Genomic DNA, 12,861 nt, shown 5'->3' with positions numbered 1-12,861 from the left:
AATATTACAGGACACTCTGGTACTCCTGATGGCTGTATAAAAAGTGGGGTTTTATCCAACCTATTATTCCATTAAATGGCCCTTTAATGAAATAATATGACTAACGTTTTTAAACAACATATTAATAATGTGTAGCAACTTTATTTACTGGTTTAAACATCTTTATTGCCATTTAACAACAGTAATTTAATGTTTAATGTATTTTTCATGTTGTAGCTACTGTCAAAAGAAAACTTAATGACACGTTGGAAAACAGGTAATATTCCGTGTGTCATTAAGTATGTTTTTTCATTTTGAAACATTTCATATTATTGATATACTTTTTGACATAGATTAATAGTTTTTGGAGGGAGTGGCTATTTTTGCATCCAGATCCCCTTAACGTTGTATATCCGCGTTTTGCTAACGGTACCCCCATAAGAAAAAGAGTTGCCGAAGCAACTCCCATAATGAAATAAAGGACTTAACTAAAATGTGTCCATGAAACTATGCTTACTCCACTGTATTACCTAAGAAGATTTGTAGTTTTGCTCTCACTGAGTGAAACTTTTGGTGAATGATATAATTTTCTTTTCATCATTACATAGTAGAGTAAAGATGGAACAATCAGCCCTACAATCCATGCAAGATCAGCACCCCCTAAAGATTGGGCAATCGGGCCGACATAGATAGATGTATTGATAAAAGGTATTTCAACGATGATGGATATTAAAAATGAAAAGGTTGTAATCCAATTTACCTTTCCATACTGCCCGTTTAAATCAAACATGTCCTTAATATTGTACTCTCCCCTTCGAACTACATAATAATCAACGAGATTTATGGCCGTCCAGGGGATTAAAAAGTAACTGATCAACAAAATAAAGTTGGTGAAATACTCCAAGAAATTCCCTTTTCCGATTATTGTTAATAAAGTTCCAATAATAGTGATACCTAAGACAAAAAACATTCTTACTTTTGGAGATACCTTTAATTTTGTAAAAGGCTCAATCGTTGATACTGTTGACATGAAAGAACCGTACAAATTAAACACGTTGATAGAGAGTTGGCCTAAAAAAATGGCCAGAAGCATAATAAACACAAATCGATTACCAAGCAATTGAGACAAATAAGTCCCGGAGTTTTCAAGGTAACCAGGAATGGCAACAGCTAAAAGGACTCCTAATAGCATCATCCATACGGTTCCTATGACTGATCCTGCGTACGTATACCAGAATGTTTTAGCTGGAGGGGTGTCAATCGGTAAATACCTCGAGTAGTCTGCAACATACGGAGCAAATGAGAGCTGCCAGGTAGCTACAATACTAACGCATAACATGAAAGTTGAAAATTCAAATCCAGCCGGAGACCAGCTTTCTGCTGGTATTGGCAAATTGAATACGACTATTGTCGCAGCTAAGAATATGATAAAAAAGAACCATGATAAATATTTCTGCATTTTATGAATTAAGTCATGACCTATCATCGTAACGATGAAAGTGATGCCATTCATAATAATAATACTCCATGTCAAATCAATTGATAATGAGTTGCTCAAGACTTGAGCACCTAGCAAACCGCTGCTCGCAAAGAATCCTAAGTACATAAATATGACAAGTATTAAGGGAATCACAGCACCAATAACACCAAATTGCGCCCGGCTTTGTATCATTTGAGGAATACCAAGTTTTGGTCCTTGCGCGGAGTGCGAGGCCATAAAAATGGCTCCGAGTAAATTTCCAGTAATAATTGCCATTACACTCCAGAAAAGATTTAATCCAAAACTAATGCATAAGGCTCCTGTAACTAGAGTGGTCAAATGCATTTGGGCACCAAACCAAACTGGGAATAGCCCTCTTGCTTTCCCATGCCGTTCATTTTCGGGAATATACTCAATGCTCCTTGTCTCTACTTTCATAGACACCCCTCCGGTTCTTTTTTGTAGGTTCCCTGTGATACGTCCGTCGAATCGATTGAAAAGATTTACATAGAAAGTCGTTTTCTATGTAAATCTAAGAGCCAAATAAACCAATGACATATTTTCTAAGTCATAAGGAAATTTTTTCTGTTTTAGTAGCACTCACTATTTCTCTTTCTTTTAAAATAAAACTCATTAAGTCTAAAGTAAGCCGTGTCGCTACTTGTCCAGTCATACCCGCATGGTCATATGGAGGTGCTACTTCGACCATATCAAACCCAATGACCTGCCCCCTTTTCGCAATCCCTTCGAGTAATTCATTTACTTCATCATAAATGAGACCGCCTGGAGAAGGGGTTCCCGTTGCAGGAGCTATCGAAGGATCCAAACCATCAATATCAATGGTAATGAAATAGCGTTCCCCGGCTGGAATTTGTTCTAAAACGCTTTCTATTCCCATTTTTCTCATTTGACGCGGTGATAATATAACACTTCCATATTCTCTTGCAGCATCGACATCTTCCTTTTTGCTGCTACTGATTCCTCGAATACCAAACTGAAAAATCTTATCCACATGATCCATTTCAGACAAACGACGTATGCAGCTTCCATGACCATACCGTTGCCCTGAGCGATGATCTGCCCAATCCAAATGAGCATCTATTTGAATAACATGGAAAGGTCCCGCTTCAGCTAATCCCTTTCCTACTGGAATCGTAATAGAGTGATCGCCACCTAAAATAACCGGCATCGCCCCTTTTGAAACGATTTTTTTTATTGCTTCTTCTGTATTCTCCATACACTGCAGTAAATCTCCATGTACCATATCCACATCGCCACAATCAACAACTTTCCAATCAGGACCTAAATACATAATATCTTTTTCGATATCATAGGCACCATCTAATCCGAAGCTATATAATGTAGATCCTTCACGTATTCCACGCGGCCCCATTCTCGCTCCTGATTTCCATTGTGTACCCATATCATTTGGAACACCAATGACAGCTACATCTGCATCAAGTTGATCGAGGTCAGTACAAATCGGGTATTTTCCAAACGTACAGATTCCTGTAAAGGGAAGATTAAGAAAATCTTTTTCTTTTCTATTAGACATGTTAATTGCCTCCTTCAAAATGTAATTACACTCAAATAAAAGCAATTTCCATGCCATTTTGAAAAGTCAGTATTCATGAGAGGATATAGTCAAAAGTGACTAGCGCTCTTCTATGTACTTTTGTATCTTTCTATTTGCTGTAGACTGGCTAATATTCAATTTTTCTGCAAGCTTAATACTACTTGGGTATTTTTGATACATGCGCATAATAAACTCCTTTTCGATAGATTCCATATACGTTTGCAAAGTGGTTTCTTTCATTCTCTTTTCTGAAAATTGTTCAAAATCTTCACCATCAATCTCGAGGTCAATCTCATCTTCGCCCGAGGTGATAACTGCTTTTTCAATAAAATTACGCAACTCTCTAATATTACCCTTCCATTCTTGTTGACCGAGCCAGGCAAGCATGGCTGGTGTAAACCGTTTATTCATGTCATATTTCTTATTCATTTCTTTCGTTATATCGAAAATCAAGGATAGGATTTCGTCCTTTCTCTCCCTAAGAGGAGGGATAATAATTTTAACAATATTTATACGATAATAAAGATCTTCCCTGAACTGCTTTGCATTTACAAGCTCTTCTAAATTTTGATTCGTGGCACAAATTATTCTGCAAGACAGCTGAACAGATTTATTCCCGCCTATTCTCATCAATGATTTGTTTTGTAAAACAGACAATAATTTCACTTGAAGGTTCATTGGGAGCTCTCCAATTTCATCTAAGATTAACGTCCCTTCCCCCGCAGCTTCAAAATACCCTTGTTTTCCACCCTTTTTTGCACCTGTAAAAGCACCTTCTTCGTATCCGAATAATTCAGACTCAATTAATGATTCCGGTATGGCGCCACAGTTTACTTCAATAAAAGGGTAAATGCTTCTTTTGGACATTTCATGAATCATTCGTGCGATTCGGTTTTTACCGACCCCCGACTCGCCAACTAACAAAACAGTTACATCCAAATCTGTTACTTTTGAAATGACATCAAGTACTTTTCCCATTTTTTCATTATTAGGAAAATATGTGTTAATAGCCTGTTTTTTTAATTTTTCAATTTCTTTTTTGTATAACTGCACAGCTTTTGCAACCTGTTCGTTTTCATTTTTTAAGTATTCAAATTCTGTTATGTCCCTTGAGAAACTAAGTGCTCCAATCAAAATTCCTTTGTCATCATAGATAGGATAGCCAGAGATGATAGTTTTCCTATTATGTATAGTTTCTTGAATAAGGGTTTCTTTTCTTGCGCTTCTCAATACATTCGCAATGACGGAGGGAGAAAACACGCCATCTTTTTCGAGGTCAAAGATATTTTGATGCATTTTTGGTTTACATGAAATTCCAAACATTTTTTCGGTGGTTTGACTTGTGTATAAAATATTACCCAATGCGTCAGCAATAAAGATTTCATCAAAAGAATGTTCCAAAATATGTTTTAAAAGTATAGAAACGTCTACTCTTAAATCCATGGTTTACCTCCTAGTCATTTCTGATTATCCATTATTCATAATTGACTGATAATTAAATCTATTCTTATACTAGCACAAAAATTAAATAAGCATTAATAACAGGTTACATCAGATAGTTCCCTACATTGCAAAGCAATAGAGTCGGTCTTTTATTAATGGAAAACCTTTTTTTAATGGGCTTCGGCGTCTCTGCATCGTAAGGGGGTTGTTAAGATCCACCAGTAGAGTGTGGGACATCTGAGATTGTGCCGAATGGGGGCGGATGTAGCTTTGAAACAAATACCTTCAAAAGGCCGCCTTTCCGATCTTCAGCTAACGCACCTGTAAGCTCATTAAGAGGTACCTCCAACATTTTATCCTATGAACAGAGATGGAGACCTTTGTGTCATTTTCCTAATTAGAGCATAAGGTGATTTAACCCATTTAATTAATTTCCTCCTTAAAAACAAATAGGGAGAGGTTTTTGTATGTCAGGTTGTGAATCAAGGTGTGACGACGGTATTGGATTTGGTGGAGGTTTCGCCTTTATAGTCGTTTTGTTTATACTCTTAATCATTGTTGGAGCTAGCTTTGTTGGTGGATGCGGCGGCGATTACGGATATGGAGCCTGTTGTTAAAAATAGTATGAAAAAAATTGAAGTTGGACAAAGGCTTCGTTTACTAAGCAGTAAATCGGTAACTGCTCGTTTCCATCTATATCGGAAGCTAATTCCGTCCAGATTTTGAAGTATTAATTGATTGCTTCGTATTTTTACTAGCGGAGGCCTAAGTTGAAGATCTGGCTACTATTGGCCGGAATTGTTCGTCTGGGGAAAAGCGTTTAAAAACTATGATGCGTACCTACGAGAAAAGGTAAAATCGCCCTTACTAGATGTTCATGAAGCGATGAATCAAGAATGTAGATTAGGCCGATGAAAAAATTTTTTAGAAATTTTCAGATAGGAAAAATAGTGTCTGAAGATGTAGATTAGTCTACAAATCTACTCGTCTACATGTAGATTGAAAAATTAGAAAACGAAAAAATCCTTTTTTAATAAAGATTTTAAGAGGTCTATAACCGTCAGTAATTATTGTTTCGCACAAATAAAAAAGCCATCCCCCTAATGTTTTAAGGGACAGGAATGGCTCTCAACAAAATATAGCTGCTCAATTGTCTAGTAAACAATAAAGCAATGGTAAAGTAAATGCCGTTCTACTAAAAAGTAGACAGACGTTGGTAATGTTGACCAAACTTCTATAAGGGGTCCCACCATCTTTTTGGCTAAAATGTACGCTAAGCGTTGAATTCTTGGAATAACAACAAAGTACCAATAACGTTCGTTTATAGTACTGTTCAAGATAAACTGAATTTAGTATGGAAATTAGTTCTAAAAGGCATTTCAAAATCAAAGTGCCTTTATGGAACTGCCTTAGCGTACGGAAATTTATCATTTTTATTGTCGAATAATGCTTTGCGTACAGTATAACTGCTAACAAAAATTAGCCCATTTGAGTCTAATTATTTCTATGGTAGTGAATTCAAAGCAAGTGAAGTTTTTAACTTTGTCCTAGAAGTCTTTCTCAACGGTTGTTTAACAAAAGGAAAATCTGAAGAGATAATAGACGACATGAATAAACCGTTTTGAATGAATTGATTCAAAGCGGTTTATTCATGCTTCTAGTTAATATCCTCGTTTCCGATCTACCAATCCATGTAACGGCTGTTCACTTAAAAATCGCTTTAAATTTCCAATAAAAAAACTGCTTACGCCTTCAATAGTACTCGGTCCTGACAGATGAGAAGTGACATATACATTCGGCATTGTCCAGAAGACATGGTCTTTAGGTAACGGTTCTGTCTCAAAAACATCAAGGATGGCTGTCTGAAGATGTCCTGATTGCATAACAGATATTAAATTCTCTTCATCAATTAATAATCCACGGCCAACATTGATAAGACAAGCTTTTGGTTTCATTGCTAAAAGGAGGTCCCTAGTCATAATATGATGTGTGGAATCCGTTAAAGGAAGGGTTAGGACCAAATAATCTAGATCTTTTACAAATTCACTCAATTGATCTGGAGTAAAGTGACAGTCCACTAATGATGCTTGTTTTCCGCTAAAGCTTAATCCATGTACATTCATATCAAACACTCGAGCTTTACGTACAATTTCGGCACCAATCGATCCGAGTCCGGCTACTCCGATTGTTTTCCCTTTCAGAGTTTCAGAAATGAAAGGATCCCATCTCCGTTCCATTTGTGATTGTCTCATACGGGGATTGTCTTTCACTATGTACAAGAGAAACGAAAATACATATTCAGAAATATAAGTACCAAATTGGTTGACAATTCGGGTTAATATAATGCTCTCAGGTATAGATTTGTCTTCAATTAAATCATTGACTCCGGCTCCCATTGACTGAAACCAGCGGACAGATGAGGCAATTGGTTTACTTAGTAGATGTGTGGGGAAGTTCCATCCCAAAATAACTTCAGTACCAGGTAAATATTTTTCAACTTCATCCAAAGTTGTAGCTGTCTTTACTGACATAAACCCATCATTGCGAATACTTTCAGCATAAGTCTCAACATCTGTTTGCATAGGGCTAAAGACAAGAATATTAGGTTGGATTATACTCATTAAATCGCTCCTTTTTAAATACAAATACGCCACACAGCGAGATCTAGAATCTCATATTATGATAAATTTAATAGTTAAAAATATAAGAAAACTGAATTAAGCTAATTTAATACAACATTCACCGAGAACTTTATTATCCCATACCAATGATAAATGATCTCCGTCTAAAACTGGTCCAACTCCTTCAGGTGTTCCCGTAAAGATTATGTCACCTTCACCCAATCCAAAGTGTAGGGCCGTGAAATCCACGATTGTCTGCAAATCAAAAATCATATTTTTAATATTTCCTTGCTGAACCTTCTCCCCATTTTTAATTAGCATGAAATCTACTTTTTTTATTTCTTCTATTCCTGGAAAAGCAACGAATTCACTCACAATAGCCGAATTAGGGAACCCTTTTGCAAGTAACCATGGATGCCCCTTTTTCTTAAGTTCACTTTGAACTTCCCGTAAAGTAAAATCGATCCCAATCCCCATACTTTCTATCACTTCATCTACCTTCATGCCTACTTCATGTTGTCTTCCAATCTTTATGACAAGTTCAGTTTCAAAATGGACAGAACCACGATTGCCAGGCAGGTAAATCTCTTGACCATTTGCTTCCATGTAGGCATGGGTAGGCTTAGAAAATAGAAATGGGGAAGTAGGTACCTCATTATTTAATTCCTTTGCATGTGCTACGTAGTTTCGACCAACGCAATAAATATTTCTAATCTCATTCATGTTCTTTTCCCCTTTCTATAAATGTAGTGTTATAGCTTTTAATTCTAAAATGTTACTCTTTATCTAAGTTTCTCGTTAGAAAATAAGAGACAGTGTATGCTAATGTCTTTATTGTAACACACAAAAAAATCTAATAATTATGTGTAAAGACTACGAATAAGCGAATAGAAAACATGCATTGTTAAAGTCTTGAGCTCTGGCTACATGTTTGAATTTTGCGATACCGACACCGACAAAAAGTGTTTCAGAAGTAATTTAAGAGATTTTTTTATTTTGGTTATACTTCATATTTGGCCTCCTGGTTTTGATGTATTTATCCGTTTCGCTGGCGAGCTTTGGGACACTTCCATCATATCAAGAGGTCTTTTTGTGTTCAAATCTCATTTTCATTCATAACAGGAAAACTGCCCCTTTAATTGAAGAAATAAATTGTTTAGATTTCTTTTATCAATCGCCTATCCAAAAAAGGACTACCCCAGCTATAAAAAGAAAAGGGAACATTATAGTTATCCCCCAAATGCTGTACTTCGATTTATTTGGTTTCTTGATACTTAGAAAAATAGCTATTATTATTCCAATTACTAAAATAATTACTGCGTATGTCATCTCTCATCCTCCTCCCTTAACGTGAATTACCACGAAATCCCAATAGATTGTCGAACTATCCTGCCCCGATAGTTATATAAAGAAGTTAATGCCTTAAAGACAGCTCTGATCTTCAGGCCCGTTTGTGGAATAATTATCTTCTTAATAAGCTTATGTATGATTTTAAACTGGATCTAAAATACATATAGTTGCCCTCAGTTATTAATAAGATTAAGAAATATTAAGAACATCTTTAACTTCCTTTTTGAGGGCTTTAAAAGGTTTATCGACAATTTGAAAAAAACCTAATCCGTATTTGGATTAGGTTTTTTGATTTGATTAAATTGATTGCTACTTCTCAAATTTTATATACTTAATTTGGAAACCATCCGACCGGCTTTACATCGAGATTAATGTTGATTTGTTTAATTTCTTGGTATTCGTCTAAGCCGTATTTTCCTAAACTGCGTCCAATCCCGCTCTGTTTGTAACCGCCCCATGGCGCCTCGACATATGTGGGATGATAATCATTTACCCATGTAATGCCTGCCCGTACTTTCTTGATCACACGAAGTCCTTTAGCCCCATCGTTAGAGAAAACGCCGCCTGCAAGACCGTAGTCTGTATCATTTGCAAGTTTAATAGCTTCTTCTTCATCTTTAAACTTTTGGATGACAACAACTGGACCAAAGATTTCCTCTTGTACGATGCGCATGTCAGGTGTTACATCGGTGAAGACAGTCGGTGCAATGAAGAATCCTTTGTCAAGGCCCTCATCAACAAGACGGTAACCGCCTGCTGCAAGTGTCGCACCTTCCTGTTTCCCGATTTCAATATAGTTCAAAATGCTATTCATTTGCGCTTCGCTGACAATTGCCCCCATATTGCTGTCTTCTGCAAGGCCAGGTCCAACTTTGATTTTATTTGCGCGTTCCACATAGCGTTTTACATATTCATCATAAATACTTTCTTCAACTAGAATTCGGCTACCTGATGAACATACTTGACCGGCACCGAAGAAGATGCCAAATAATCCGTAATCGACGGCTGTCTCTAAATCTGCATCTGCAAAAACGATGTTAGGCGATTTACCGCCAAGCTCAAGGGAAATTTTCTTTAAGTTGCCCGCGGCCGCTTTCATGATAGAGCGGCCAACATCCGTACTTCCTGTAAATGAAACAATGTCAACATCCTTACTTTCTGCAATGGTCTGACCGACAACAGTGCCGCGGCCCATCACCATATTAGCCACACCTTTAGGGATACCTACTTCCTCTAGGATTTCAAATAATTTCATTGCTGTTACAGGTGTCAATTCAGCCGGTTTATATACAATGGTGTTACCTGCCGCAAGGGCGGGTGCGATTTTCCAGACACTCATTAAAAGAGGGAAATTCCAAGGTACAATCAAACCGGCTACACCTACTGGCTCACGAACAACCATCGCTTGCACGGGACCGGGAACTTGGTAAGTTTCACCTTCTGGATGAAGGATTAAGCCAGCGTAGTAACGGAAACACGCGGCGGCATCGGCAATATCGAAGCCCGCCTCTGCTTTAAGTTTCCCGTTGTCCATTGTTTCAAGAATCGTTAACTCTTCCGCACGTTCATCAATTTTATCCGCAATTTTATATAGGTAGGAAGCACGCTCCTGTGCTGTTAGACCTGACCAGATTCCACTTTCAAAAGCTGCTTTCGCTACTGAGATTGCATTTTCTGTATCTTCCTTGGTAGCACGCGGAGCCCTTGCAATGACTTCCTGTGTTGCAGGATTAATTACCGGGATTACTTCATATGAAGATGAGGTCTGCCACTTACCGTCGATGTAATTTTTAAGCTCTAAAACTGCCGTTTCTAAAATTGTCATGTTTTATGCCTCCGGTTTTCATTATTTTTTAAATTTTACCTGTACGGAATCGTTAAAGTTTTAAGACAAGTCTGTCGTCCTTCGCACGTGAGCAGCAAGTCAGGATTGACTTGCGTGTTTGACGGTTTTCTTCGCTAAGGAAGTTATCCCGGTGATCCACTTCACCTTCTGCAACATCTATCTCACAACTTCCGCACCCGCCCACTTTACAAGAATAAGGTGCATCAATTCCTTCCCTTAAAAGCGCATCAAGCAGTGTTTCACCTTCATGAACGTGAATGGACCGATCGCTGTCTGTAAGATCGACAATGAAAGGTTCTTGCGGCCCATCATTTTTTGTCGCAAATAATTCGAAGTGGATCGCGTGTTCCGGATAACCATATGAACTGGCAGCTTTTCGATACTCTTGTACCATCTCGAGTGGTCCGCAAAAATATACATGTGTGCCAATGCGATGATCCATCATCGTCTCTGGTAACATTCTGCGTTTGTCTTCTGCCTGCGAAAAATAAAAGGTACATTGATCAGGATATTTGGCTTTCAGCAGATCATAAAAAGGACATAATTCCGGTGTGCGTGCTGCATAATGGAGTTCGAAGGTTTGCCCATCGGCAGCCATGTCTTCCATCATTGCCAGAAATGGGGTGATGCCAATTCCAGCTGCATAAAAAGCATGATGCTTAGCTCGAAAGCTGAGAGGGAAGTTGTTTTTAGGGAAACTGACTTCCAACCTGGAATCTACCTTTACATGTTCATGCCAGAAAGCAGAACCTCCGCGTGACGTCTCATCACGCCGAATGGAAATTGCATATTTTTTACGGTCCCTTGGGTTGCTGATAAGGGAATATTCTCTCTCGAAAATCGTATCCCTGGCCGGCATGAAAGTGGTCAAATGCGCACCGCCTGTAAATGCAGGCAACGGTTTTCCATCAACTGGAATTAACTCGAACTGTTTCACGAATGGAGTTTCTTGAATGATCTTATTTACTTTCATTTGAATATTTCCTACTACCCGCATGATGTTCAGCTCCCTACTTCTTCTTCTTTTCCGATTGGGATGAATGGGTAACCAATATAGCCTTCCCGTACGATTGAATAAAAAGGACCTATTTCAAGACTGGCTCTGCAATGGTCACATTCTGCAATCTCTGCTTCTTCTTCGACTTCCGACACTTCGAAACATTTCATGCAATATACGTAACGTCGTTTAGGCCCGATAATCACCGTCTGGATCTCAGCTTCAGATAGACCAGCTTCTACCCCCAGCGAGAAGACCATAACGGCATTGTTCCATGCAGCCGCAATATAAAATTGTGTGCCCATCTTTTGTGACAAGATGAATCTCTTAATCTCCTCTTTATCTTGCATTCCGTTAATAGAAAGATATTCGACAGGCACTGTACCTGCGATTTCAGAAGTGAAACTCTTAGCCCTTTCGTATCCGGCTTGATCTGAAATGACGACAAACTTTCTTCGTTCATTCCGAGGAGTAAATTGATTTACGATCGTAACAGATTTATCAAACAATACTGGACTATTGTACAAGGCCCTCTTCCTCCTACTTATTGTTTATTTTTGCTTTTTGTTCTTCATCAATGCGTCTCAAATATTCGACTGATTGCGGAAGAAACGGGGCGATCCCTTTGTATTCTGCCATAGGTTCTGGAATATCCTGCAGCACGCTATATGTCAGATCAAACCACTCCTTGCGCAATGTCAAATCTTCAAGTGGCAGGAACTGTGTGTTCAATACGAATAGAATGGCATTGCTTCGTGGCATGCGATAAAATTTTTGTTCTTCAACACGCAAACGAACCAGCTTTCCTGCATTTTCTGGTGTTATCTCAGAACGCTGCGGCTCCCACACATCCATCGTTTCATAGTTGACATCCCAACGGTTCGCCATCAGGTTCCAGTTGATGCGTGTCCATGGCTTTCCTGGCTCGATGGATAATAAAAACTTACGAACGCGATCTGCCAGTTCATCACCTTTCCGCGATACAAATGGAACAGGTGCATGGATTTCATCGAAAGACATGCCTTTATTCCAGTTAGCCGAGAAGAGTGCGGCGTATGAAACCTGCCCCACTTCCAAATAGAAATTACTATCGCGATGAACCATTAAAACAAAATCATTGTGGAAATGGCGGCCTATATAATCAAGCGGCTCATTTGGAAGTGTGCTGGCATCGCCATACACAAATGAATCGGATTCCCCGAAAATGTGGTTCTTGAAGGTCCAGTTGTCTCCATCTTTAATGACCTCGAAATGCTCCGGATAGCGATCAGTTGCCATGTCGATTAGCATTTCCAATACTTCCCATTGCATTTCTAATGTGTGTGAAAAAGATTGAAACCTTATATGCGGCTGTTCTTGAAGGAGACGACGCTTCGTTCCCACTTGGAGTTTGTATTCTGGTGTAACTTCAATACAGTTAATGTTTGAGAGTCTTTTCAGGTCGTTTGAATAACGATAGTTACCTGAAGTGAATGGAAATGGGAATGTATCTAAATCAGTTGTTTTGAAATCTAAACTTTGTGTAAACATTGAACAATCTCCTCTCGTTCCCTAGATTCTTTAAAGTGC

10 protein-coding genes and 1 pseudogene are annotated in these 12,861 nt (G+C 38.4%); 1 reads left to right on the top strand and 10 read right to left on the bottom strand.

Annotation, left to right across the window (positions count from 1 at the left end; all coding sequences use genetic code 11):
* Nucleotides 1-505 precede the first annotated feature (505 nt).
* From JFU24_RS28880 to JFU24_RS28865, 4 genes are all read right to left on the bottom strand, one after another.
* On the bottom strand, nucleotides 506-1,897 hold the full coding sequence (locus tag JFU24_RS28880) for a purine-cytosine permease family protein (RefSeq protein ID WP_201250841.1): 1,392 nt from the start codon (nucleotides 1,895-1,897) through the stop codon (nucleotides 506-508).
* A 130-nt stretch (nucleotides 1,898-2,027) separates the two neighbouring features.
* Entirely contained in the window at nucleotides 2,028-3,014 is a 987-nt protein-coding gene (speB, locus tag JFU24_RS28875) for an agmatinase (RefSeq protein WP_201224306.1), read from the bottom strand.
* 99 nt (nucleotides 3,015-3,113) lie between these two features.
* The gene (locus JFU24_RS28870) at nucleotides 3,114-4,478 is read right to left on the bottom strand and encodes a sigma-54 interaction domain-containing protein (RefSeq protein ID WP_201250840.1); all 1,365 of its coding nucleotides are present in this window, start codon (nucleotides 4,476-4,478) and stop codon (nucleotides 3,114-3,116) included.
* Nucleotides 4,479-4,686: 208 nt separating this feature from the next.
* The gene (locus JFU24_RS28865; protein ID WP_201250839.1) at nucleotides 4,687-4,827 is read right to left on the bottom strand and encodes a hypothetical protein; all 141 of its coding nucleotides are present in this window, start codon (nucleotides 4,825-4,827) and stop codon (nucleotides 4,687-4,689) included.
* Nucleotides 4,828-4,945: 118 nt separating this feature from the next.
* Here JFU24_RS28865 and JFU24_RS28860 point away from each other — a divergent pair.
* Nucleotides 4,946-5,059, top strand: a pseudogene (locus JFU24_RS28860) (YjcZ family sporulation protein); the annotation flags it as partial.
* Between the two features lie 1,080 nt (nucleotides 5,060-6,139).
* Here the strand turns inward: JFU24_RS28860 and JFU24_RS28855 are convergent.
* The 6 genes from JFU24_RS28855 to JFU24_RS28830 form a co-directional block, all read right to left on the bottom strand.
* A complete protein-coding gene (locus tag JFU24_RS28855) occupies nucleotides 6,140-7,099 on the bottom strand; it encodes a D-2-hydroxyacid dehydrogenase (RefSeq protein WP_201250837.1) in 960 nt (319 codons plus the stop codon).
* Between the two features lie 96 nt (nucleotides 7,100-7,195).
* Nucleotides 7,196-7,822 (bottom strand): fumarylacetoacetate hydrolase family protein, encoded by a 627-nt coding sequence (locus tag JFU24_RS28850; RefSeq protein ID WP_201224291.1) that lies wholly within the window; start codon nucleotides 7,820-7,822, stop codon nucleotides 7,196-7,198.
* A gap of 958 nt (nucleotides 7,823-8,780) precedes the next feature.
* Nucleotides 8,781-10,274, bottom strand: coding sequence for an aldehyde dehydrogenase family protein (locus JFU24_RS28845; RefSeq protein ID WP_201224289.1), 1,494 nt, complete (start codon nucleotides 10,272-10,274; stop codon nucleotides 8,781-8,783).
* A 52-nt stretch (nucleotides 10,275-10,326) separates the two neighbouring features.
* Nucleotides 10,327-11,292: a PDR/VanB family oxidoreductase gene (locus JFU24_RS28840; protein ID WP_242485412.1), complete on the bottom strand. Its 966-nt coding sequence runs from the start codon at nucleotides 11,290-11,292 to the stop codon at nucleotides 10,327-10,329.
* 5 nt (nucleotides 11,293-11,297) lie between these two features.
* Entirely contained in the window at nucleotides 11,298-11,819 is a 522-nt protein-coding gene (locus JFU24_RS28835) for a hypothetical protein (RefSeq protein WP_201250836.1), read from the bottom strand.
* 13 nt (nucleotides 11,820-11,832) lie between these two features.
* A complete protein-coding gene (locus JFU24_RS28830) occupies nucleotides 11,833-12,822 on the bottom strand; it encodes a heme-dependent oxidative N-demethylase family protein (RefSeq protein WP_201250835.1) in 990 nt (329 codons plus the stop codon).
* Nucleotides 12,823-12,861: the final 39 nt, after the last annotated feature.

This window comes from Peribacillus sp. TH27 (genome assembly GCF_016650915.1).
Lineage (GTDB): Bacteria > Bacillota > Bacilli > Bacillales > DSM-1321 > Peribacillus > Peribacillus butanolivorans.
Note: the sequence above shows the minus strand (reverse complement) of the source record. Positions and strands in the feature narration are given on the sequence as shown.

Bases quoted from the DNA above. Each gene is read 5' to 3' on its own strand.
- JFU24_RS28840 (WP_242485412.1), bottom strand. From the start codon at position 11,292: ATGCGGGTAGTAGGAAATATTCAAATGAAAGTAAATAAGATCATTCAA.
- JFU24_RS28850 (WP_201224291.1), bottom strand. From the start codon at position 7,822: ATGAATGAGATTAGAAATATTTATTGCGTTGGTCGAAACTACGTAGCA.
- speB (WP_201224306.1), bottom strand. From the start codon at position 3,014: ATGTCTAATAGAAAAGAAAAAGATTTTCTTAATCTTCCCTTTACAGGA.
- JFU24_RS28830 (WP_201250835.1), bottom strand. From the start codon at position 12,822: ATGTTTACACAAAGTTTAGATTTCAAAACAACTGATTTAGATACATTC.
- JFU24_RS28855 (WP_201250837.1), bottom strand. From the start codon at position 7,099: ATGAGTATAATCCAACCTAATATTCTTGTCTTTAGCCCTATGCAAACA.
- JFU24_RS28880 (WP_201250841.1), bottom strand. From the start codon at position 1,897: ATGAAAGTAGAGACAAGGAGCATTGAGTATATTCCCGAAAATGAACGG.
- JFU24_RS28870 (WP_201250840.1), bottom strand. From the start codon at position 4,478: ATGGATTTAAGAGTAGACGTTTCTATACTTTTAAAACATATTTTGGAA.
- JFU24_RS28845 (WP_201224289.1), bottom strand. From the start codon at position 10,274: ATGACAATTTTAGAAACGGCAGTTTTAGAGCTTAAAAATTACATCGAC.